This window comes from Burkholderia sp. Ac-20384 (assembly GCF_017104605.1).
Lineage (GTDB): Bacteria > Pseudomonadota > Gammaproteobacteria > Burkholderiales > Burkholderiaceae > Burkholderia > Burkholderia lata.
The window spans coordinates 1-21,295 of sequence record NZ_JAAGPE010000175.1 but is presented as its reverse complement, the minus strand read 5'-3'; the positions used below and the strand labels follow the sequence as shown (position 1 = coordinate 21,295).

General features: G+C 61.0%; 21 protein-coding genes, 2 tRNA genes and 2 pseudogenes. 16 read left to right on the top strand and 9 right to left on the bottom strand.

Annotation, left to right across the window (positions count from 1 at the left end; translation table 11 throughout):
• Nucleotides 1-917, top strand: a 917-nt coding sequence (locus G3O00_RS26880; protein ID WP_206144838.1) for a hypothetical protein, incomplete at its 5' end; no start/stop codon positions are given.
• A gap of 94 nt (nucleotides 918-1,011) precedes the next feature.
• Here the strand turns inward: G3O00_RS26880 and G3O00_RS26875 are convergent.
• Both G3O00_RS26875 and G3O00_RS26870 read right to left on the bottom strand, forming a co-directional pair.
• Nucleotides 1,012-2,174 (bottom strand): IS3 family transposase gene (locus G3O00_RS26875; protein ID WP_206144837.1). Its coding sequence is split into 2 segments (ribosomal slippage): nucleotides 1,012-1,919 and nucleotides 1,919-2,174, totalling 1,164 coding nucleotides; the frame shifts between segments, so codons are not numbered across the junction.
• 57 nt (nucleotides 2,175-2,231) lie between these two features.
• A pseudogene (locus G3O00_RS26870) lies at nucleotides 2,232-2,887 on the bottom strand (transposase); the annotation flags it as partial.
• Between the two features lie 76 nt (nucleotides 2,888-2,963).
• On the opposite strand from G3O00_RS26870, the pseudogene G3O00_RS26865 reads away from it, so the two are divergent.
• Both G3O00_RS26865 and G3O00_RS26860 read left to right on the top strand, forming a co-directional pair.
• Nucleotides 2,964-3,434, top strand: a pseudogene (locus G3O00_RS26865) (IS110 family transposase); the annotation flags it as partial.
• Between the two features lie 405 nt (nucleotides 3,435-3,839).
• A protein-coding gene (locus G3O00_RS26860; protein ID WP_206144835.1) for an IS3 family transposase occupies nucleotides 3,840-4,951 on the top strand; the annotation gives its coding sequence in 2 pieces (ribosomal slippage) (nucleotides 3,840-4,089 and nucleotides 4,089-4,951; 1,113 coding nt in all).
• On the opposite strand, the gene G3O00_RS26855 is transcribed toward G3O00_RS26860, so the two are convergent.
• The 4 genes from G3O00_RS26855 to G3O00_RS26840 all read right to left on the bottom strand — a co-directional run bounded on the left by G3O00_RS26855 (nucleotide 4,846) and on the right by G3O00_RS26840 (nucleotide 10,142).
• Nucleotides 4,846-5,862 (bottom strand): hypothetical protein, encoded by a 1,017-nt coding sequence (locus G3O00_RS26855; RefSeq protein WP_241025346.1) that lies wholly within the window; start codon nucleotides 5,860-5,862, stop codon nucleotides 4,846-4,848. The two genes, G3O00_RS26860 and G3O00_RS26855, sit on opposite strands and share 106 nt — an antisense overlap.
• Nucleotides 5,863-5,882: 20 nt before the next feature.
• The gene (locus G3O00_RS26850) at nucleotides 5,883-8,654 is read right to left on the bottom strand and encodes a type VI secretion system Vgr family protein (RefSeq protein WP_206144834.1); all 2,772 of its coding nucleotides are present in this window, start codon (nucleotides 8,652-8,654) and stop codon (nucleotides 5,883-5,885) included.
• Between the two features lie 66 nt (nucleotides 8,655-8,720).
• Nucleotides 8,721-9,383: a hypothetical protein gene (locus tag G3O00_RS26845; protein WP_206144833.1), complete on the bottom strand. Its 663-nt coding sequence runs from the start codon at nucleotides 9,381-9,383 to the stop codon at nucleotides 8,721-8,723.
• 429 nt (nucleotides 9,384-9,812) lie between these two features.
• The gene (locus tag G3O00_RS26840; protein ID WP_206144832.1) at nucleotides 9,813-10,142 is read right to left on the bottom strand and encodes an H-NS histone family protein; all 330 of its coding nucleotides are present in this window, start codon (nucleotides 10,140-10,142) and stop codon (nucleotides 9,813-9,815) included.
• Nucleotides 10,143-10,828: 686 nt separating this feature from the next.
• Here G3O00_RS26840 and G3O00_RS26835 point away from each other — a divergent pair.
• The 4 genes from G3O00_RS26835 to G3O00_RS26820 all read left to right on the top strand — a co-directional run bounded on the left by G3O00_RS26835 (nucleotide 10,829) and on the right by G3O00_RS26820 (nucleotide 11,580).
• Entirely contained in the window at nucleotides 10,829-11,131 is a 303-nt protein-coding gene (locus tag G3O00_RS26835; RefSeq protein WP_206144831.1) for an H-NS histone family protein, read from the top strand.
• A gap of 18 nt (nucleotides 11,132-11,149) precedes the next feature.
• Nucleotides 11,150-11,226, top strand: a tRNA-Pro gene (locus tag G3O00_RS26830).
• A gap of 7 nt (nucleotides 11,227-11,233) precedes the next feature.
• A tRNA-Ile gene (locus tag G3O00_RS26825) sits at nucleotides 11,234-11,310 on the top strand.
• Nucleotides 11,311-11,325: 15 nt separating this feature from the next.
• Complete coding sequence (locus G3O00_RS26820) at nucleotides 11,326-11,580, top strand: energy transducer TonB (RefSeq protein WP_206144830.1); 255 nt, start codon at nucleotides 11,326-11,328, stop codon at nucleotides 11,578-11,580.
• A gap of 37 nt (nucleotides 11,581-11,617) precedes the next feature.
• Here the strand turns inward: G3O00_RS26820 and G3O00_RS26815 are convergent, their stop codons facing one another.
• From G3O00_RS26815 to G3O00_RS26805, 3 genes are all read right to left on the bottom strand, one after another.
• The gene (locus tag G3O00_RS26815) at nucleotides 11,618-11,890 is read right to left on the bottom strand and encodes a hypothetical protein (RefSeq protein WP_206144829.1); all 273 of its coding nucleotides are present in this window, start codon (nucleotides 11,888-11,890) and stop codon (nucleotides 11,618-11,620) included.
• A gap of 221 nt (nucleotides 11,891-12,111) precedes the next feature.
• Nucleotides 12,112-12,603: a hypothetical protein gene (locus G3O00_RS26810; protein WP_206144828.1), complete on the bottom strand. Its 492-nt coding sequence runs from the start codon at nucleotides 12,601-12,603 to the stop codon at nucleotides 12,112-12,114.
• 194 nt (nucleotides 12,604-12,797) lie between these two features.
• Nucleotides 12,798-13,262 (bottom strand): hypothetical protein, encoded by a 465-nt coding sequence (locus tag G3O00_RS26805; RefSeq protein ID WP_206144827.1) that lies wholly within the window; start codon nucleotides 13,260-13,262, stop codon nucleotides 12,798-12,800.
• An 866-nt stretch (nucleotides 13,263-14,128) separates the two neighbouring features.
• On the opposite strand from G3O00_RS26805, the gene G3O00_RS26800 reads away from it, so the two are divergent.
• The 9 genes from G3O00_RS26800 to G3O00_RS26760 all read left to right on the top strand — a co-directional run bounded on the left by G3O00_RS26800 (nucleotide 14,129) and on the right by G3O00_RS26760 (nucleotide 20,985).
• Nucleotides 14,129-14,956, top strand: coding sequence for a DUF932 domain-containing protein (locus G3O00_RS26800; protein ID WP_206144826.1), 828 nt, complete (start codon nucleotides 14,129-14,131; stop codon nucleotides 14,954-14,956).
• A 72-nt stretch (nucleotides 14,957-15,028) separates the two neighbouring features.
• Nucleotides 15,029-15,694 carry an LPD29 domain-containing protein gene (locus tag G3O00_RS26795; RefSeq protein ID WP_206144825.1) on the top strand — a complete coding sequence of 222 codons (666 nt, stop codon included), beginning with the start codon at nucleotides 15,029-15,031 and terminating at the stop codon, nucleotides 15,692-15,694.
• A gap of 110 nt (nucleotides 15,695-15,804) precedes the next feature.
• Entirely contained in the window at nucleotides 15,805-16,395 is a 591-nt protein-coding gene (locus tag G3O00_RS26790; RefSeq protein ID WP_206144824.1) for a hypothetical protein, read from the top strand.
• A 5-nt stretch (nucleotides 16,396-16,400) separates the two neighbouring features.
• A complete protein-coding gene (locus G3O00_RS26785; protein ID WP_206144823.1) occupies nucleotides 16,401-18,200 on the top strand; it encodes a phosphoadenosine phosphosulfate reductase family protein in 1,800 nt (599 codons plus the stop codon).
• Between the two features lie 11 nt (nucleotides 18,201-18,211).
• On the top strand, nucleotides 18,212-18,679 hold the full coding sequence (locus G3O00_RS26780) for a DUF6884 domain-containing protein (RefSeq protein WP_241025345.1): 468 nt from the start codon (nucleotides 18,212-18,214) through the stop codon (nucleotides 18,677-18,679).
• Nucleotides 18,680-19,164: 485 nt separating this feature from the next.
• Nucleotides 19,165-19,818, top strand: coding sequence for a DNA methyltransferase (locus G3O00_RS26775; RefSeq protein WP_206144839.1), 654 nt, complete (start codon nucleotides 19,165-19,167; stop codon nucleotides 19,816-19,818).
• A 23-nt stretch (nucleotides 19,819-19,841) separates the two neighbouring features.
• The gene (locus tag G3O00_RS26770) at nucleotides 19,842-20,348 is read left to right on the top strand and encodes a hypothetical protein (RefSeq protein WP_206144822.1); all 507 of its coding nucleotides are present in this window, start codon (nucleotides 19,842-19,844) and stop codon (nucleotides 20,346-20,348) included.
• Nucleotides 20,349-20,626: 278 nt separating this feature from the next.
• Nucleotides 20,627-20,794: a hypothetical protein gene (locus G3O00_RS26765; protein ID WP_175020308.1), complete on the top strand. Its 168-nt coding sequence runs from the start codon at nucleotides 20,627-20,629 to the stop codon at nucleotides 20,792-20,794.
• Nucleotides 20,795-20,796: 2 nt separating this feature from the next.
• Nucleotides 20,797-20,985, top strand: a complete 189-nt coding sequence (locus G3O00_RS26760; RefSeq protein WP_175020309.1) for a hypothetical protein — start codon at nucleotides 20,797-20,799, stop codon at nucleotides 20,983-20,985.
• Nucleotides 20,986-21,295 lie beyond the last annotated feature (310 nt).

Below are 21,295 nucleotides of genomic sequence, written 5' to 3'. Positions count from 1 at the left end.
ACGGCCAATTCGGTGTGGTGAACGCTTCCATGATTGACACCGCACGGCCCGATTATGGAGTTTATCTTTCCGCACCGCTTGATACGACGTCGGCTCAACACTTCTCGGTCGAGGCCGGCCTGAGCGCCCCGAATACCCAGCCATTCGACCACGCCACGGCGAATCCCGGCGCCTTCGCACCGGCCGGCTTTCATGCTCCGTTGCCAACGGATCAACCCATGGTACCGATTGCGTCTGGTAGTCAGCATACTGATGACTCGGCACCGCTTTCTCGCAACGCCGAGCCCAGGAACTTCACGCCCATTGCTTACTCCGGCGTCGCTCTTCGACCCCGCTCGCCGTCGCCCGTCGCCTCGTCCAGCCGAAACACCTTGCCACTCGCTGGCTCAAGTGCTGCTCAATCGCAAGCAACTCATGCTTCCGACGCTACAGCAAGCGGACCAATGAGTCAGCAAGTTAAAAGCGCTCTAAATATATTCTTCCGCGACTACCCGCGAGCCGGATTCGAAACACTATCCTTAGAAAAGAGAAAGGAAATCGTTGACAACTTCACGCCATCGCGAACGAGCCACAAAGTACGCCCAACGTATCTGCCAAACCTACGCCACCAGATTCGAACGGCCCTCCGAAAAGAGGGCCTTCTGCCACCAAGCACTATTCCCCGCTCGAACGCGGAACGCCCCGCAGATGAGCAGGCAGCCTTAGAGAAGATCACTCTCGAAAACCGAAAGGTCATTCTAGGCGGTTTCATGAGTGATCTGCGGAAACAAGGCTCTTCGATTACTCTCTTTGAGCACATGACACCAGAACAGCGCCAAATTCACATCGATAATTATCTGTTAGGCAAGGGCACCACCCTCAAAAAAGGATTGCCAAACGTACTGAAAGAGCTCGGACTATCCGGAACCGGGCAGTAACCTCGACGCACTTTTCCGCGAAACAGGGTTGCACGCCAACCCTGTTTCAACTCCCACCCTCCGTATTGCCCGTCGCCATCCAGAACTGTAGTGGTCAACTCATCCCGGACACTGCGTTAAGTTTATCTTCCGCGGCTGCCGGCGCCAGTCCGTCATTGAACTGATGCGGCCGTATCCAGTTGTACCGATGCATCAGGTAATGGCTGATGTCCCGGCTTGCATCCTGCGCCGTCATGTATCCCACTGACGGCAGCCATTCCGTCTTGAAACTGCGGAACAGCCGCTCCATCGGGGAATTGTCCCAACAATTTCCACGACGGCTCATGCTCTGCTGTATCCGATAGCGCCACAGGCGTTGACGGAATTTCCGGCTTGCGTATTGACCGCCCTGATCGGAATGAAACAACAGCCCTTGCGGCCTGCCGCGTTGCTCGTAGGCCATGTCCAACGCCTGCACGACCAGATCCGCATCAGGGTGCGTCGAGAACGCCCAACCAACAACCCGCCGCGTGAACAGGTCCAACACCGCCGCCAGATAATGCCAACGGCCCTGCGTCCAAACGTACGTGATGTCGCCACACCAGACCTGATTCGGCGCACCAACCTCGAACTGACGATTGAGATGATTCGGGATGTCGATCCGTTCGACCGTGGCCTGCTTGTAGGCATGGCTGCTGGGCTGCTTGCAGATCAATCCCAGCTCTTCCATCAAGCGACTGACCTTGAAGCGGCCAATCACCGTACCTTCCTCGCGCATCATGCCCATGATGCTGCGGCTGCCAGCAGAGCTTCGACTCTCGACGAACAACTCGTGTACACGGCTACGCAACGCCATTCGCCCGGCATCAACGCGCTGGACACGCTCCCGGTACGCATACAGGCAGGACCGCGATACATCGAATACCGCGCAGATCAGTTCGACCGATTCGCCTGCACCGATTTGATCGATTACTTCGTACGTTCGATGCCTTCCGACATCAAGAGCGCCGTAGCCTTTTTTAAAATGGCCTTCTCACGCTCGAGGCGTTCGATACGCGCCTCGAGTTCCTGAATACGTTGCTGATCCGGCGTGATTGCCTTGCCCTGCGGCGTGACACCCTGACGTTCCATCTGAAGCTGGTGCACCCAGCGGCGCAGCACCGTCTCGCCGACGCCGACCGAGCGACTCGCCTCCATATGGCTATAGCCCTGGTCGAGCACCAGACACGCGGCTTGCTGTTTGAACTCCGGGGAAAACGTACGACTTTGCTTGGTCATCAGACACCTCTTCATGGCGAGCATTCTCGCCTAAATCAGTGTCCGGGTTCATTAGACCACTACAAACTGACGGTTGAGATGGTTCGGGATATCGATCCGCTCTACCGTCGCCTGCTTGTACGCATGGCTGCCCGGCTGCTTGCAAATCAATCCCAGTTCTTCCATCAAACGACTGACCTTGAAGCGGCCAATTGCCGTGCCTTCCTCTTGCATCATGCCCATGATGCTGCGGCTACCAGCAGAGCTTCGGCTCTCAACGAACAGCTCGTGTACCCGGCTACGCAGTGCCATGCGCTCGGCGTCAACGCGCTGGGCACGCTCCCGGTATGCATACAGGCAGGATCGCGATACATCGAATACTGTGCAGATCAGTTCGACCGATTCGCTTGCGCCAATCTGATCAATTACTTCGTACGTTCGATGCCTTCCGACATCAAGAGCGCGGTAGCCTTTTTTAAAATGGCCTTCTCACGCTCGAGGCGTTCGATACGCGCCTCGAGTTCCTGAATACGCTGTTGATCCGGCGTAATTGCCTTGCCCTGCGGCGTGACGCCTTGGCGCTCCATCTGAAGTTGCTGCACCCAGCGACGCAGCACCGTCTCGCCGACACCGACCGAGCGGCTTGCCTCCATATGGCTATAGCCCTGGTCGAGCACCAGACTGGCGGCTTGCTGTTTGAACTCCGGGGAAAACGTACGTCGTTGCTTGCTCATCAGACACCTCTTCATAGCGATCATTCTCGCCTAAATCAGTGTCCGGATTCATTAGACCACTACAAACCGCACGGAAGCAACCATTGAACAGATGAACGAACGGCTCAAATGTCTTGCGCGCGAGAGCGATCTTTGCCGGCGCCTTCAAACGATTCCAGGTGTCGGTGTCTTGCTGTCGACCGCCATCGTCTCCGCAGTTGGCAATGCATCAACGTTTAGGCATGCACGCGATCTTGCCGCCTGGGTAGGGTTGGTGCCACAGCAACATACAACCGGCGGCAAGCCCCGCTTGCTAGGCATTACAAAGCGGGGAAATAGTTATCTGCGGCGTCTGTTCGTGCAGGGTGCCCGCGCGCTTTGGGTGTGGAAAGACAAGCATCCAAACGATCCGATCCAGCGCTGGCTACTGCAACTCGCCGAGCGCCGGCATGCACACGTTGCTGTCTGCGCACTGGCAAACAAACTCGTACGCATTGCGTGGGCTGTCATGCGAAGTGGCGCAGAGTTTAACCTGAACTACCGCGCCGGAACCGTAGCAGACCGATAGCTCTACCCGTGACCACCGTTACTTTCCGCAACTCGCGCAGCGAATCAGCATGGCGCAAACGACCATCCGTCGCTTCCCCAAACCCGTCTGGACTTCCGGCAGACATCATGCCGCGCCACTAATTGGGACGGAAGCGTGCGACCTCATCATGCAGGCCAGATCCGGATTCGATCGGATCGCTACAGGCCGGATAGATAAACGCGAGTCGCCTATCGCCACTAGTCTGCGCTTGCGGTTTGCGGGTGGACCATAGAAAATCCATGCTCCTGATCTCGTTGATCGCAGTCACGATATGCTTGGTCTGTCGGAGCCGCGCCGACTGGTGCGTTGTGGCCCTGACCTGTCCTGGAATTTTCGGACCAACTGAAACTTGAGAAAATGGCTTCCAACGGAGAAAGGGAAGTCATGAAGAAGAGCCGATTTACCGACGAACAGATGGTCACGATCCTGCGTGAGGCGGACAAGGCGCCGGTCGCCGAGGTCGCGAAGAAGCACGGAATCAGTGAACAAACGATCTACAACTGGCGCCAGCACTTCGGCGGGCTGGAGGCGGCCGACGTCAAGCGGCTCAAGCAACTCGAGCAAGAGAACGCACGACTGAAGAAGATACTGGCGGAGCGTGATCTCGAACTGGACGTGATGCGCGAGATCAACGCAAAAAAGTGGTGAGCGCGCCCGCCCGCCGCCAGCAGGTTGCGTACGCAAAGGTACGAGGCCAGTCGGAACGCCGGGCGTGCGCGCTGATGTCGGTCGCGCGATCGGCGCTGCATTATGAATCGACGCTCGCGGTGCAGGATGCGCCGGTGCTGGCGGCGATGAGCATTCTGTCGGCGCAGTACCCCCGCTATGGCTATCGTCGAATCCGGATCTTTCTGGAGCGCCAAGGCCATCCAATGAGCGTGGATCGCGCATGGCGGCTTTGGCGTCTTGCGGGGCTACAGGTGCCTCGAAAGCGTCCCCGCAGACGCGTGTCGGTCCGTCGCCCACGACCCCAGCCGGCGACGGCGGCTCGGCATGTCTGGGCGTATGACTTTGTATTCGACGCCTGCGCCAACGGCCAGCAACTGAAGTGCTTGACGGTGATCGACGAATACACACGTGAGTGCCTGGCCATCGACGTTGCGGGCTCGATCCGCTCCGGGCGGGTCATCGAGGTTCTGTCGAAGCTGGTCAGTGTTCACGGTGCGCCACGTTATCTTCGCTCAGACAATAGCTCGGAGTTTGTGTCGCGGGCAATCCTGAAGTGGGCAATGGACAGCGGGATGGAAATGGCGCTCAGCGATCCGGGCAAGCCTTGTCAAAATGGTGCGGACGAGAGCTTCAACGGCAAATTCCGCGACGAGTGCCTGAGCCTAGAATGGTTTCGCACGCGCGTCGAAGCCACGGTCGTGATCGAGCAATGGCGGCGTCATTACAACGCCGTCCGGCCGCATTCAAGTCTGGCGTATCTGACGCCCGACGAGTTCAAGCAGCAGTATTGTTCAACTGACGTAGTCGAGGCCGTTTTCCAAGATTGACATGGCCCGAAGAAATCAGGCAGGTCAGAGGTGTAGGGAGTTGCGCTCGGCTGTGCAATATCGCCCAATCGGGGTTCGCTCACACCATACGGCGTGTCAACCATGATCACGCAGTCGGCGCAGCGCTCCTTGTTATCCTCGACCAGGAACGCTTGCGAAAGCAGCGTAATCATTGTGCCCTGGCTATGGGCCATGATTGTTATCGTTTCGTTCGGGTCGACCTGACGGATTGCGTGCACTAGCATCGCAAGACGCTTCGCAGCGAGCACAAAATAATGTCGGTGCGGGCTCTCAGTGCTGTACTGGTAGTCGCTCATTTGCGTGCTGGCCAGTTGGTTGACCGTATTGTCCAGCCAACCTGGATCGAACATCGCGGGGATATTGGTGGTTGCGTTGTTGAACATTCCGCCACCCTTCGCGAAATGTTTGCTCAGCCGGTTGCCGTACTTGTCCTGATACTGTCCACGGAAGGTCGACGGATTTTTTGCTCCGCCCTTGATTTCGTCGGAACTCGCGCGATATCCCCAGTAGAACGGGATGAACATGCTATGAGTCTTACCCGGTCCGTCTGCCACCTCGGTGCGTTGGTATAAGTAGGTGTCCGGATCGTATTTGATTTCTTTGTACCGATCGAATGTGGGGTCCTTGTGCGTCACGTTCTTTGCGAGCTGGAACGCGACGCCATACTCGCCGGGCTTCAAGTCGACACGGCTCAGGCGTTCATTGAGCCCTTCACACAAGCCCTTCTCGATATGGTCATAGTTTCCACCGGGATCGTTCACGCCGTGCAAGAAAATGACGACGCCGGGACGGTCCGCCGGAATTTCGACATGCTTGTAGTTTCCCCGATTCGAATGCAGGACGCCCGCCCCCTGCGCAATGACTTGGTCTGGCTTCTTGTCGTCGGCCATTTCTTTTCCCCGCCCGCTGATCACAATGTCGGTTTCAGAATATCGATCTTGGCAATCCGCGCCATGTCGTCCTTGAGAAGGCTCGTTAGCCCGGTTGCATCGCTCTTGCCTTCAATGACGCGGCCGTCATCCAGTGAAATCCGATATGAGCGATTTGCCGCAATGGCTGGTGCGTCATCCGTGTGCCCCGGGAAGTGCAAGCGGAACTGCTGGTCGGTTGGAGCCCGACTGAAAGGGGTTTGACTTGCCTGTTGCGTCGAAGGCCCGCCCCATTGGTGCGAGGCTGACAGCAGCTTGATACTGCCGTTTGTGCCGATCGTGACGCCGTTCCCGATTTCGACGTAGCTGCCGTCTTCTGCCACGAGACGAATCGTTTTGGCCATCGCGACGAGCTGGCCTTCGTTGCTGGTCAGCTTGATATCTTTTTGGGCATTCGCCGTGAGTGTGTCGGCCTGTGCCTGCAACAGCAGCGGACCTTCGCCTGCGACAGCTTTGAGCCCTTCGCCGCGCGCGAACAGATTCATTCCCTGACCTGCTGTCGCATTCAGGCGCTGGCCACTCGTCATTTGGACATGCTGCTGCGCTACCTGGTCAATGTTCTCGCCGGCATAGGCTACGTGCGACTTCGGGGTGACGTTGACGGTGCCGGCTTCGGCGCCGAGGACGATCACGCCCGAATGCTGCGCCGCAGTTCCGTCATTCGTCGCGGAGTTCCAACTCTTCACTGCTGCGGCAAGCTGGCTCTGCGGTTGCGTATCGCTGGCCCGCCCGCCGTGCTGACCGGCATAGTCGCCTAGTGACTTGAACAGTTCGGTGCATTCGCCGAGCAGGCGGAGAAGCTCGTCGCGGTCAAGTTGTCCTCCGCTAGCCTGCGAGCGCGCATAGGTCGTCAGCAGAATACCCTGGGCGGCTCGCAGCGCGGCCGCCGCATCGGTACGCAACTCGGCACCCTCGCCACGACCCTGACCGCTGCCATCCTGACGCGGCTGCGTCAGATACCCCAGATTCAGCTGTGAATGCGCGTGTTCGCTGGCCAGCTGGCTGGAAATCTGGCCCGGCGTATCGTCGAGGCGTAGCTGGTTGTAACGCTGGCCTTTGATTTCCTTCGTCTTGATACCCGACACATACCGGTTGCCTGGCAGCGAGCTGGTGTGCGTGAACGCAGCCGGCGGATTCGCACCATTGCCGAGGACCGCAATGATCACCAACCGGTCCGGATCCCCACCGATCGCGCCGAGCAGAACCTCCATGCCGACGCGAGGAAGAAACGACGCACCGAACTGGGTGCCCGCCAGACTCGAAGCCACCCGGATCGGGGCACTGTCGCCCGCGTTGTCGTTCGTGCCAGCCCCTTGTGCATGTGAATGGTCAGCGGGATCTAGGCCGTGGATTCGCACATAGACTCGACCGAGCTCGTCGCTCACAACTTCATCGCCGTCGCGTGTGACGATGACGCCAGTCAGCAGGTGGACCGGAGGGAGGTCGATCTTCGGATCATACGCGGGCGTGATCGGGACGCCGCGGCGCACGCAGGTAAACGTGTTCTCGTAACGCGTATCCGATTCAGTGGATGAGGGCGCAAGCTGGGCCGGTGAAGGTGACACAAGGTTCTTGCTCGCAGCGAACAACGTCTGCACGCGCTCCGTCAGCCCCTTTGGTAGGTTGTTCGAGACGTCGTGGCGAATCGACGTGATGACAAACTGCCGCTTGTCGGCCGACTGCATGTCCAGTTCAGCATCACCCGTCAGCGTGATCCAGGTGCCTACAGCGAGATCACGAATCCCACTCGCACCGTCGTACTGTTCAGCTTCGAATTGATGAGCCAGCATGCGTGAGCGAGTGAGGCGCTCGTGATCGTCCCATGAATCTCCAGCGTGCGGGATATCGATCGCGACGTCGGTCAGGAGCTTGGCGAGGTCATTTCCGGCCTCGCCCTGGTCGACACTTCCGGCGACGGTCGATTCATCGATGCGAGCCTTCTTGTAGTCCCACGATGGGCGGCTGGCGGCGCCCGGTACCAGCCGAGCGTGCAGGGCAAAAAGCGTTACGGTATCGCGCTCTTCGGTGCCGGCGTCGCGGGGATGAAGGCGGACTGTCCCGGCCCCACTTTCCTGCAACGAGTCTGGATTGTCGCAGCAGACCAGAGTGTGGACTGGGGTATCTTCCTGACCACTCGAGCTGCCCTTTGCGGTGCCGGCCTTCGCGAAGATCGAAATCCCTTCGCGACGCAACAGGCGCCGCACAAATGCGGCGTCCGTTTCGTTTACCTGCCGAGTCAATTCTCGGGGCGGATAGCGGTCGCGATTCAGAAACGACAGGTCGAACTCAAAAGCGCGGGCGAGGGCAGGGCTGCGCTGGCGCCATTCGTTGAACATCACGGCGAGGATGTCGACAACACTCTGCTTCCGGAAAACGCGCGAGTTCGTACGCTTGTCCATCAGCGACAGGGCATCGCAAACGGTCAGCTGGTAAACGCAAAGTTCGCCATCGCTCTGGCCGATCTGAACGTTCTGGATAATCGCGTTGATGACGTGCAGCTGCCCGCGGTCGGTCACCAGTCGCACCGATACTGGCACCCCGATAAACAGCTTTGGCGGCAGGTCATGTCGCGTCGACACGCAGGTGAGATGCCCGTGGATCCCGGTCATCAGCCCTTCGTGAACGTTTGCGTGCTGAAGCGCAAGCAGGCGTCCCAAGGTTCCTTGCAGCCGCCCGAAATTTAATGCGACCGGGCGCCGGTTCCAGTCGACCGCCCCCGACGCGAAGCTACTAATTGTTTCGCTGATGCTCACTTCGGCCCTCTCTGTTTCTTGTTCATGTCCTGCGAACCACGACGCCCACCGACCGCTGGCGAGGTGTCACGCGATGACGTCGCGCGGCACGAAGTGCCAACACCCCGCTTCCGGGTCGTACAGCGCCAACTGCTTAGCCTCACCAGCCGGCACAACCATTGGTGCGACAGCATCGAGCGCCGCGACTGCCCGCCGGAGCGAGCTTTCTTCGACGGTCGGCGAAGCGAGCCACCGACGCGCGATCTGCAACGTGTCTCGCCAGGCAAACAGCCCGGCGCGCTCGTGCAATCGATCGAGTATCGCCCAAGTCTCAGCTTCGATCGCCATCACTGTGTGGCCTCGCGGGCTCATGCGCCACTTTGCCGCCTGATCTCGAGCCGCCCGGATGAGATGGCAATCCTGATGCGCAACGAGCCGATTCTCGTGAGCCAGCCACGCTACATGTACGGTCAGCGGCCGCTGCCGAAACCTGTTCGAAAAGAAGATGCCCGCCGGCAAGCGGCTCGACTGCAGAAACTCCTCGACTGCGTCGGAATCCTGGCGCTGCAGGAACAACATCTCCAGCAGTGCGTCGAACGGCGACAGAAAGCAGCGGACTGCTGGGCCGAACCGGGACCGATCAGCCAAAACCGACGAGACATCCACGGTTGTCGGCGTCGTCAGGACGAAAACCGGTTGCTCGGGCTCCGGCGTGTTCATGGCGTCGAACAGATGGTCCGGACTCGACATCAAAACGTACGAAATTTGGCTATTAGATCATAAGACGATTTGGTCAAGTCATTCTAGGCGGGCCGCTCGAGACAGAAAGTCAATCATTGTTACGTCGCTGTTTGGGCTCAGCCAAACGACTACAGCATCCCGTTCTACAGCGCGAAACCTCTGCTTCCGCACCGTCCTGTGGCAGTCATCGTCGAAACGACTACACAGAAATTAGGGGTGTATCGAGTGGCGTACCCACAATTTGGAGCGCGAGTGGTTAATTCTGTGCGGCAAACCTTGCGCGAGCCCGGCGTGCCGCGGTGGTGCTCCGGCGGTTGGTCCTGCGATCGACTGTCGCGTATCCGCAGCTCGACAACGTCAGAAAAATGCCCGCGCTCGCAAGCCTTTGACGTCTACGAAGCATCCCGTGAGCGCCTTCACGAGGTGCTTGCATGGCATTCACGAGTCTTCGCCAGGCCACCACGGCTGCGGCGAGCGGTCGATCGCATAGTCGGCGAGATCCTTGCCTTCCAGCCACTTCGGACGAGGGCCGCGGCCTGTCCAACTGCGGCCCGACGCCGGGTCGTAGTACTTCGCCGCTGCGCGCTTAGGCTTCGTCTGTACATAGCCCAGCGCCGACAACACTTCTTGCTGGGTGATCCCGTACAGCGCGACCTGCTCCTTGAACGTCGCCAGCGCCGCTTTCTTTTCTACGCCCTTGGTTTGGGCCAACTGATTATCGAGTTCAAATAACTCGGCTTGCAATGCGTGAAGGGTGAGGGCTTCCATAGTTCCAACAAAGAATGTGTGAGTGTTGCAAAATCGAACGCAGAATCCCGCCATTATTCCGCATCTCATCGAAACCCGACCGAAATGCGCACTTGGCACGATTGCGGCGGTCTCCCGGTATTTTCACAGATTGCCACAACAGCAGTTGGCCCGGCGTGCAGATGCCGTGGCTTAGCAGCTATCGAGGTAACAGCGACCAATACAATAGGAGATGCTTGAAAGCAATGTTCCGATGGCGCGAATTCGTTGTGTTCAGTCCGCCGTGGACCGCTGATCGGTCGTCGAAAGACTCTCGACAATGCAACACATACAAAGATTCCGACGTCCGTCGGTGCGTTAGTATTTGTTATGTAAAATTGTTAGGAAGCCTTATAAATTGGAGGTCCATTGCATGGAACCCACTAGCTTTTTTGCGCCGAATGTCAGTCCACTAGCGGTTCTGGGCTGCGGTATTCTCACCTTCGCGGTTGCCGGTGGGCTTGCCTATCTTGTCAGCACAATCAGAAGCTGCTGGAATAGCCGCAGGGATGGTTGGCCTGTTTGGGGGCCTCGCGATCATGTTGCAGCTCTTTCTCAGGTGAAATGCGGGAAGCTCTAGTCGGGAAACGATCGAAACCGATTTCGCTCGCGGATATAATGGGTCGCTCTCTCCAGAGCTATCTCTCAAAGGAAATCGTCTCCCATCTATGGCTACCTACCAAGAACTGAAGGCACAAGCAGAGGCACTGGCGCAGCAAGCCGAAGAAGCGCGGCTTGCCGAGCTGGACAGCATCATCACGGCAATTCGCGAACAGATCGCTGAATACGACATCACGCCCGAACAACTATTCGGACGCCGGCGAGCAGCCGCGTCGACCACCCGCGCGCCGGTCGCGCCGAAGTATCGTGATCCGAAAACCGGCGCCACCTGGAGCGGGCGTGGTAAGGCACCGCAATGGATTGCGAGCGCGAAGAATCGCGATCGCTTTCTGATTCAGGATGCTGAATAACACGGCATATTTGCCGCTCGGAGTGTAGCGCAGCCTGGTAGCGCGTCTGGTTTGGGACCAGAGGGTCGCGGGTTCAAATCCTGCCACTCCGACCATGTAGTCGGGCCTGTAGCTCAGCCGGTTAGAGCAGTCGACTCATAATCGATTGGTCGCTGGTTCAAGTCCAGCCAGGCCCACCAGTGAAGAGGACGTCTATGTCGCTGATCGACCGCATGTTGTCTCGCGCAGTCCCGCGATTGGGCGAGGCCCGCCGGAATGTCCTGGTGCGAGTTTGGCTCGACGACGAAGGTCGCGTTCGCGATCTGAAGGTGCGCCGCAGCTGCGGCGATCCCGCGCGCGACGAGCGCGCGCTGCACGCGATAGCCGTCAAGCAGTTTCCGCGTGGCCAGCTCGGGTCAGGTGGCGGCACCTCGCAACGGTGGCACGATCTCACATACGACGGGGATTGACGTGCCCGGCCAGGCCGCTGCGGAGCCCTTCGCCTGATCAGTTCGACATCTCGTGCTGGTCGTCGACGTCGCCGCGTGTGTCCGAGTCTGTCACGGCGACGAGCTCCCGATGAAGCCGGGCGGCCGCGACCGGCGAGTCGACGTTGGCATGAAGAGACGTGCCATCCCACAGCTCGACGACCCACTTGTCGCGTACACGGCAGACGCCGATCGTCCAGCCGCTGCGATGCGAATACCCGTAGTCGCTCACCACGGTCCATCCGAGCGCGACCATCGTGTCGCGCTGCTCGAGCATCGGCGCGACGATCATGCTCGGCTCCGCGGTGCACGGACCAAGTCCACGCGCTTGCCGTCGAGCTCGTACATCGGCCGCGTCAAGGCGTCGCGATGGCGAACGTCGCCGATCCGAATCAGATTGTCCATTCTGCTTTCCGCGCCGTACGGCCGCCGTTGCCGCTGAGAATACTGTATATATATCAGGGGTGCGGGTGGTTCGCAACATCCGGTTCCGGCGCGCCGATTCAGGAGAGCTCAACCGAGCCGGGATCCTGTTCCAACACGGCGTGCCGGCGGCCGATCATATGACCGGCCGTCACGCATCCGCTCAAGCCGCTCGAGCGCCTCGGCGAACACCGCCAGCGGCGCCGCGCGCAGCTGATCATCGTGCCACCCGATCAGCGCGGCGACGAGTTCATCCGTCTGCGGATCGAGCACCCACTCGCCGCAAGTCTTGCCCTGCTCGAGCGCGGCGTTGATGCCGCGTTCGGTGGCCACCAGGACCTCCACGCGCAATTCGTGCTTGCGGGCTTCGTCGACGAAGCCCGCAAGCACAACCAGCTGCAGTAGAACAGCCAGTCCGTGCGCCGAGCCGCGGCCCATGCGCAGCGCCTGGAACGCCGAGTGATACTGCAATGCGAGTTCCTCTGCCTTCTGCCGGGGCATCGGCAGCAACAAGGTCCGGGCGAGCTTCGCGTGCGCGGACGGCTGGTGTCGTCGTGATGAAGGTGCGCGTCGGTTCGACATGGCGATCTCTCGTCAGACCTCTCAATGGATCTTGAATGGTGATCTGGAGGCACGGAGCACGCGTAGACACCAGCGTGGCCACGTCGAGCGCTGGCCGTCCCGATTGTTGGCAGGTCGAGTCGGGATCCGCGTGCGGGCTGTGTCTTCGACGATACGGTGTGGTTGCACGGTGGTTGTCCTGGAGGGAGGAGCGCTTACTGTTCGGCCAGCTGCTCGAGCTCGTCGCGTTCACCAAAGAAATCTTGCTGCCCGGGCAGCGGCGCCGGCGGCCGGCGTGCTGCGCGCGGCCGTGGATGACCGGCGCGCTTCAACGTGCGAGCGATCACCTGCAGCTGCGTCCACAGGTAGTCCGCATCGGCGGCCGACAACGTGTCGGCCGCCACCTCGAGTGCGGTGACGAGCGACTCGAGGTGCGCTGGCGCGGTGGCCAGCGTCGTGCGTGCATCCGTGCGCGCCTGGCTATCCCTGTAGACCGCGAGCCAGCGCTCGAGGGATTTGCGCTCGTCGCGGCTCAACGCATCGAGCAGTTCGGGCGGTATCGGTCTGTCGGCGCGAAACGTGCCGAGCACGTGTTCGCGCCGGCGCCCCCTGGTCGGGGGCTGCGTGGGTGGTTCGACGCGCAGCACCTTGATGAGGCGTCCCTGTTCACGAATGAGCATTGACTCGTCTCTGATTTCACACGATCACGGCAAAGCATAGCGCAACCGCGTGTCGCGAACGGCCGCGACACGCGGCACCTGCCTGACCAGGCTCGCGGCCGCGGCCGCTCGAAGGGGGCTCGCCGCGCGCCGAGCCGCAGCTGCCTCAACTTTGCGCATACCGTCAGTCTCCTGACGAGCAGAGTGACCGCCGAGACAACGCCGATCGAGCTGCGGGGGATCGCGGTCGGGGTCAATCCCGTCAGGTAGTGCCGGGGCGTGCACCGAGCGGTGCACGCGCAATTCCAGTCGTGCGGCCGGAAGGCCGCACGAATCGGCGCTCGCCGCGCGGCGAGCCGGTGCTGTCTCAACTTTGCGCGTGCCGCCAGTCCCCTGATCTCGCCGTCCCAATCGCGACCGTAGCCCACCGTCGTTCGCATTCAAGGGTGCGCTTCGCCGGCCGCGGCACCCGTTCGGTGCTCGCCCTTCGGGCTGCGCTCCGCATGCGGCTTTGCGACCGCCCTTGAACACGCCCGCCGGCAGGCTCCTTTAGTCGCGGGACGACGAACTCAGGGGACTGGCGGCAGCAGGTCTGCCGAAGTCAAGTCGTCACCGGCCCGAACCCCTACGAGGGGAGCGCCGAATCTTGGGGCCCGGGCGGCCAGCAATACAAACCATTCTCGAATGGAGGTCACGATGGACAAGAATCGGCTTCTGCATTGGATAGTAGTCCTTGACTGTGCCTACATGGAATACACGTACACGCCTTGGGACGGACGGAACTACTACCGACGCACCGTCGCTTACGACCACGTCGTCTGGTGTTGACGGACACCCGCGAACGCCCGACACCTCGCATCAAACCTGAATCTTCAACGGAGAAAACCATGAAACTCGCAACCACGTTTGGCAACAACGCCCCGATTGTTCGCTCCACTTCGCCCCTTACGGACGATCAGATCCGTGAGGTCGCGCCGTCGATCTTCGCCGCCGACAAGCATGACTCACGTTCCGACCGCTACACCTACATCCCGACCATCGAGATCCTCACGAAGCTGCGGACCGAAGGGTTCCAGCCGTTCATGGTTTGCCAAACCCGGGTGCGCGTCGACGCGAAGCGGGAGCATACGAAGCACATGCTGCGCCTGCGGCACGCCTCTCAGGTCGCCTCCCCGGAAACGCCGGAAATCATCCTCCTGAATTCGCATGACGGCTCAAGCAGCTACCAGATGTTGGGGGGCTACTTCCGCTTCGTTTGCCAGAACGGGCTGGTGTGGGGTGACACGACGCACGACATCCGCGTACCGCACAAGGGGGACGTCGTGGATCACGTCGTTAATGGTGCGCACGAGGTGCTCGACGGCTTCGACCTGATCCGTGAGTGCAAGGACGGGATGGAGGCCGTGCAGCTCGACGAAGGCGAACAACAGGCTTTCGCACGCTCTGTGCTGGCTCTCCGGTATGACGTGACCGAAGCACCGGCACCAGTCACCGAGAACCAACTGCTCCACCCGCGTCGCACCGAAGACACGCGCCCCGATCTCTGGACCACGTTCCAGCGTGTTCAGGAAAACGTGATCAAGGGCGGACTGCGTGGTCGGTCCGCAGCTGGCCGCCGGACGTCGACTCGCAGTGTGACCGGCATCGATCAGGATCTCCGCCTTAATCGCGCCATGTGGGTGCTCGCCGAAGAGATGCGCAAGCTGAAGGGCTAACCCGAACGCGCCGGCGCTATCCGCCGGCGCCTTACCGAACGTTGTCGTGTTCCATTTCTATCGAGGTCGATCATGATGCTTACCACCGAAAGCCGCAGCTCCGGTTCCACCGAAGCAGCTCGTACACGGACCAGTCCGGACGTCGCAACGCCTGCCATCGTTCTGGCCGACACACTCACCCTTGTCGACACCGTGCAATTGGTGCAGACGATCCTGCATGAGGCGTTTCCCGCAACGTCTTTCGCGATCACGGTTACGAAACGCGGCAACGGATCGCAGTTGGCGATCGACTGGGTCGACGGCCCCCGCGACCTGCAGGTCGCGCGGCTCGTGTTGCCGCTGCAGGCGACGCGCCTCGCCAACGGTGGCAGGGTCGAGCGCGTCGAGCACTTCATGCTGACGTCGTCGGGCCGTCTGACTGTCCACCTGGCTGCGGATCGAATCACGCTGTCGCGTCGGTTCAGTGATCGCGCGGTCGAACTCGCGCTTCAGCGTCTCGCGTTGCGCTACGCCGATCGTCTGGCGCCGGATGTCCGCGCCATGATGACCATCGACGATTATCGGGCCGGCCGCCTGCAGCTGCTCGAGGTCATTGGCATACATCGGACCGGCAACCGTCGATCTGGAGCCAATGTACAGATGGACGTTGACGCAATGCTCGCGGAAACCACCGATGCTCACGGCTTTCCGCGCTCGGCGACAGGGGCAAGCCTCTTTGTGAGACGCGAAATCCACTGATTCACGACAACGGCTGAGAACTGCAGTATCCGAGATCGGCGCAAACCGATGCATTCGGACTCCGAATTGTAATTCCCGATCTGATAAAACTAACTCAAAGGGGAAGTGAGATGTATAACCTGATTATCGATTGCGGCCCGTCACCGGCCGATGAACCGTGTGTCCAGCTGGCAAACGAGAACTTCAAAAATCGCAGCCGGGCTGAATGCCGCGCCTTCATCAAGGTGATCATCCGGGCATTGGGTGAGCCACCGGAAGGCGCACGCTTCATCGTGCGAGCATGCACGCACGGGTTCGGCGAATACTTCGAAGTCGCAGTGAAAGTCGACAGCGAGGAAGGCTCGCCGCAACATGAGGCCGCCGTCCAGTACGCATTCCGATGCGAAGCTGAAGCGCCTGCACGATGGGACGACCACGCGCGTCGCGAGCTCGCTGCTGCAGGCTTCCCGGTCCCTACCCCAGAGGAACCAGACGACACTGCGGTGGCGGGCACCGTGCAGGAGAAGATCAACGCCGCAGTCTGGAATCAGCTCGACGCTGAAATCATGCGATGCGACGCAGGCTCACATGTCGGCGAGGCCTGCGTTCGAATCCTCAATCTGTTCGAGCGGATCCTGGCGAACGCCGCGCTCGAACCGGATTTGCGCGAGCGCTTTACGCGTGATGCGGTCTATCAGTGCCAGGTCTGGTATTTCGGCTGAGTGCTATGCAAACGGCCGAAATGTTCCAGCAGGCTGAAGTGCGCCCCACCCTTGATCAGCGCGTCGCGCGCTCGATCAAGGCACTGGGGGCGCTTTTTGCAGCCAACCAGATGGTGATCTGCCAGTTCAGCGCAGGCAAGGACAGCGGGGTCGTGTCGACGCTTGCGCTGGAAGCCGCACGGCAACACGCGGCTGCAGGCGGTCATCCGCTTGTGTGCGTCATCACGGCCGACACGTTGGTGGAGTCGCCGGAGATGGTCGAGCATGCGCATCGTGAACTCGCGAAGATGGCCGAGTATGGGCGCGTACATGGTTTCGCAGTACACGTGCAGGTCGTTACACCGTCGCTCGCGACATCGTGGCAAATGTCGATTCTCACCGGCCGCGCTCTGCCCAGTTACGCCGGCACGAACTCAGACTGCTCGGTCTCGTTAAAGATCGAGCCGAGCCGCGTCGGCCGAAATCAACTGTACCGCGAGGCAAAGAAAGCCGGCTATGCCGAGCCGGTGGTGCTGTTGGGCACGCGGTTCGAAGAAAGCGATCGGCGAAAGGCCAAAATGACCGCGCGCGGCGATCGCGCCGACGCGCCCGTGCGCAATAGCGACCGCGAACTTACCCTCTGCCCGATCGCTGACTGGTCGACCGAAGACGTTTGGGAATTCGTCGGCGAGGTATCGTCGGGCCTGCGCACCGGCTATACCGATTTCGAAGAGACGAAGCGCATCTATGCGCATGCCGGCAACAGCAGCTGCGCGGTCGTGTCGGACCTGACATTCGAAGAAGCGACGGCCGGCAAACGCGTGCGTCGCGGCCACTGCGACGCACGTACTGGCTGCTGGACATGCCAGCAGGCTGACGACCGCTCGCTCACGGAGATGATCCGTTTCGACGAAGACCGATACGCTTACGCGCGAGGCTTGCAGCAGCTGAACCGGTTCATTCGGGCGATCCGCTACGACTGGTCTCGCCGGAACTGGGTCGGCAGGACGATTCAGGCGGGATATGTGTGCATCGAGCCCGATACTTTCGGTGCGGGCACGGTCCGCGAACTGGTGCGATACATGATGACCATCGACCGCGACGAGCTGATCCGCGCCCGGAAAGCCGGTACCGGACCGAAGTTTCAGACACTGCCGCTCACCATGATGATCGCAATCGATGCGATGCAATCGCTGCAGGGGCTCGCAGCGCCCTTCGCGATCTGGGCGGACTATCGCGATATCTACCTGCACGGAATGAGCTACCAGGTGCCGGACGTCGCATCGCTCGCGCCGGTGCCGATGCCGGAGCCACTGTTCTTGCGCGTCGGGAAGGAATGGGACGAGACTGCCGACCAGTGGACCGGATTTCGAGATGCGCTATTTGAGGCCCTCACCGAGGATGCGCCGTGCGCCCCGACGATCCTGGACTTCGACGACGGAAAAAGCACCTGGGATGTGCGAACCGGGCAGCGTTTCGACGTCGACGCCGAGTCGGCCGAGATGATCCTCGAGTTCGAAGCGGATCGATTGGCTGCTATGCACGACCGGGGCTTTCATCCGGGCGGAATCACGGCCGGCTATCGGTGGTACCTGAGTTACGGTGCGCTGGTCCTATCGCACAAGCAGCAACAGAAGCATGACGAGATCGCGCGCCGAACGGACTTCAAGGATCGCCTCGGTCTCAACCTCGGTCACGATGTCGACCAGCTGGTGGCGCACGCGGTACGCTACAGCGACCTGCCGACCGATGCACGCGACGCCTGGGTGCACAAGGCAACCACCGCCGGCGCGCAAACGTCATTTGAATTCGCGTTCGACGCGTAATGGGGATCCTCATGCCTCTCGTGAATCAAGCTGCGCCGACCCTTGTCGTCCTGGCGTGCTCCGCCACCAAGCTGGACCATACAGCCCCGGCGATCGACCTGTATCGAGGCGTGATGTACAGCACCTTTCGCGCGAACGTCCAACCATCGCGCGAGCCCGCCGTGATGATCCTGTCTGCCTTGCATGGGTTCATCAATCCGGATTCCTTCATCGCGCCGTACGACCAGCTCATGACGCCGGCACGTGCCGATGCGATGCTCGCCGAGCTCGATCGCTTCATGCCGACAGCGTGGCCTGCGTCCGCTCGACGCATCCTCTTTGCCGGGGGGCGGAACTACCGGCGGGTGATGAAAACGGCATTCGAGCGCCAGGTCGAGCTCGGAATCCTGCAGCCCGATGCGGTCGTCGAGGAGACAACCGGCAGCATCGGGTATCAACGGCAGCAGCTCGGCGCTTTCCTCCGGGGCGATCGCCCCTAGTCTGCCCAGCTGCGGCCGAAGTTCAGCGTGGTGAGCAGGGCCGGCGCATGCTTCCCACGGGCGAAATTTCTCGCGGCGGCCGCTGCGCGGCCGCGCCAATGAAATCGCGATCGCGCCCGGCGATCTGCGACCGCCGTGGCGCTCATGTCCGTGACGCTACACCGCTCGCCGGCCCAGCACACAGGCTACGGTCGATGCACTCGGCTCATCTCTGCAGTCGACCTTTCAACCCGGAGCCCACGTTCGCCCGCCGTAGCCTGGCGGACGGACCAATGCGCCGCGCGCGACGAGTGTCGCGCGGCGCCCTGCTCCTGCAAGGGGCTTTCGCGGCATATCCTCGCGCGCTTCGCGCACTCCGGTATTCCACGGTCCCCTTGCCCCCCATTCTCCGGCGGGCGCTCGCCAGCTCCGGGTAGCACGGTTTGCGAGCCAGATCGTTCTGGCTGTGCTCCGGCTGCCCCTATCTCAACTCTGAGGAGCTGACCGTGAGCTATTTGTACAACGGCGACTGCCTGGTCGCCATGCCCAAACTCGCCCCTGAATCCGTCGACTGCATCGTGACGGACCCTCCCTATCTCGTGAACTTCCGCGATCGGAGCGGCCGCTCGATCGCGAACGACGTGAACGGCGACTGGCTGGTGCCGGCGTTCGCCGAAATGTTCCGCGTCTTGAAGCGCGACGCGGTGTGCATTTCGTTCTATGGCTGGAACAAGGTCGACCTGTTTTTCGACGCCTGGAAGGCGGCCGGCTTTCGCGTCGCCGGCCACTTCGTCTTCACGAAGTCCTACGCATCCAAGGCCGGCCTGGTGAAGTACCAGCACGAATCCGCCTATCTGCTCGCCAAGGGCCGGCCTGCTGCGCCTGCGGCGCCGATCGCCGACGTCATGCCGTTTCCGTACAGCGGTAATCGCCACCATCCGACCGAAAAGCCGGTCGCCGCGCTGCGCACACTCATTTCCGCTTTTACGCAGCCCGGCGACGTCGTACTGGATCCGTTCGCGGGCTCCGGCTCGACGTGTGTTGCCGCCCGCGAGCTCGGGCGCCGGTATATCGGCATCGAACTGGATGCGACCTACTTTGCGGCCGCCAAGGCGCGCCTGACGGCGCCCGTCGCCGGCGCCGCGTTGGCCGCCGCCTAAGACCCGAACAGAGGACATTCATCATGCGACTGATCGTTTCAGCCTATTCCGGTCTCGAGCAGCTGGACCATCCCCGCACGAACGAAAACGGCGACCCTGTCGACGTGTTTTGCGTCCGCCTGGACGCCGCGGTGCGGTTCCCGCACCGCGCAAGCGACCTGGACATGGCGCGTATCTATCGGTACCGGAATTCGTTCGAATTCAGCGCCGGTACTTACGTCATGCACGACATTTTCCGCGAGCGCCTGGCCGAGCTCGCCGATTACCCGGCGATCTCGATCGGCGCCGCGCGAATCTGCCATACGAACGGCGCGATCGCAGCAACGGACGGCCCGTTCAAGGAACTGATCGATTTCTCGCTCACGTCGGGAACGATCGGATCTCGGACTTCCGCAAAGCTGGCCGACGATTTCAGCCGATTCCTTGGGGCAATCGACGCCAATAGCGATCACCTGTTCGCCGAACTGTACCGAAATTGGTATTTCGCCTTCTGCCTGGCCGAGAACTGCGGTGCTGTGCAGCTTTCCTAGTCGCGCGACGCCGGCCACCGAGGGCGGCCGGCTCGACGAACGTTAAGGGTCAATCATGGTTGAGTATCAAATCGAAGTGTTGTTGGAGACGATCGCACAAAGATCATTCGGCGAGGAAATCCAGGTCTTCTGGAACGCGGAAACCGATATCGAGGTATGCGTTACCTCCCTGAGATACGCATTGCGCGAAGCATTCGAATGCGGGCGCTCCGTAAAGTAGTCGTCCTGTATATCCGGCGGCCGCTCGCCGCGGCCCCGTCCGAACATGAGGAAAGACAATGCAGCTCTTCTACATCAAACATTTGCTGTGTGCGATCGCCGACAAACATTTCGGCGCCCGCATGACCGGGACCGATGATGGCGACAAAGTGACGATGACTGTGGGCGAACTCATCCACGCGTTACGCGACGCGTTCGAGATCGGCCAGGGCGTGCGGAGGGACTGACTATGAAGAAAGCCGAATTCGAAGCGCTGCTTACTGCGATCGCGCGCGAGCACCTGAGTATCGAAACGCTCAAGACCCGTTATCGCGATCGCCTGGATTTTCACGATTGCGCCGTCTGGTGTATCCGTACTGCGCTGATCGCGGCATACAACGCCGGCGTCGTGCACGGACTACGGAACTCAGCGAAATAGCGAGCGGCCGCCGGCGCCCGCCTGGCGCCGGCGGCAATCGCAGCTCACCTTGTTCCACTACTCGCCCGGGCCTGCGGCCCCGGGCGCTCAGTGGTACACGATCGCCAGTTTGTGTACCGCGGCCTGTACCACCGGTTCGGGGCGAGCCCACCCCGTCCGCATCGAGCGGCCGGTGCGGGCGGCGGTAGCGGACTCTGCCACCTCGAGGCGGGATCTCGGCCCTTTCCTCTTCGCCAGCCGGCGCGCGGCACCTTGCGCGCCCGGCTCCGCCAGGCACGCAAGCCGCCACTTTCCGCGCGCCGGCCACCCA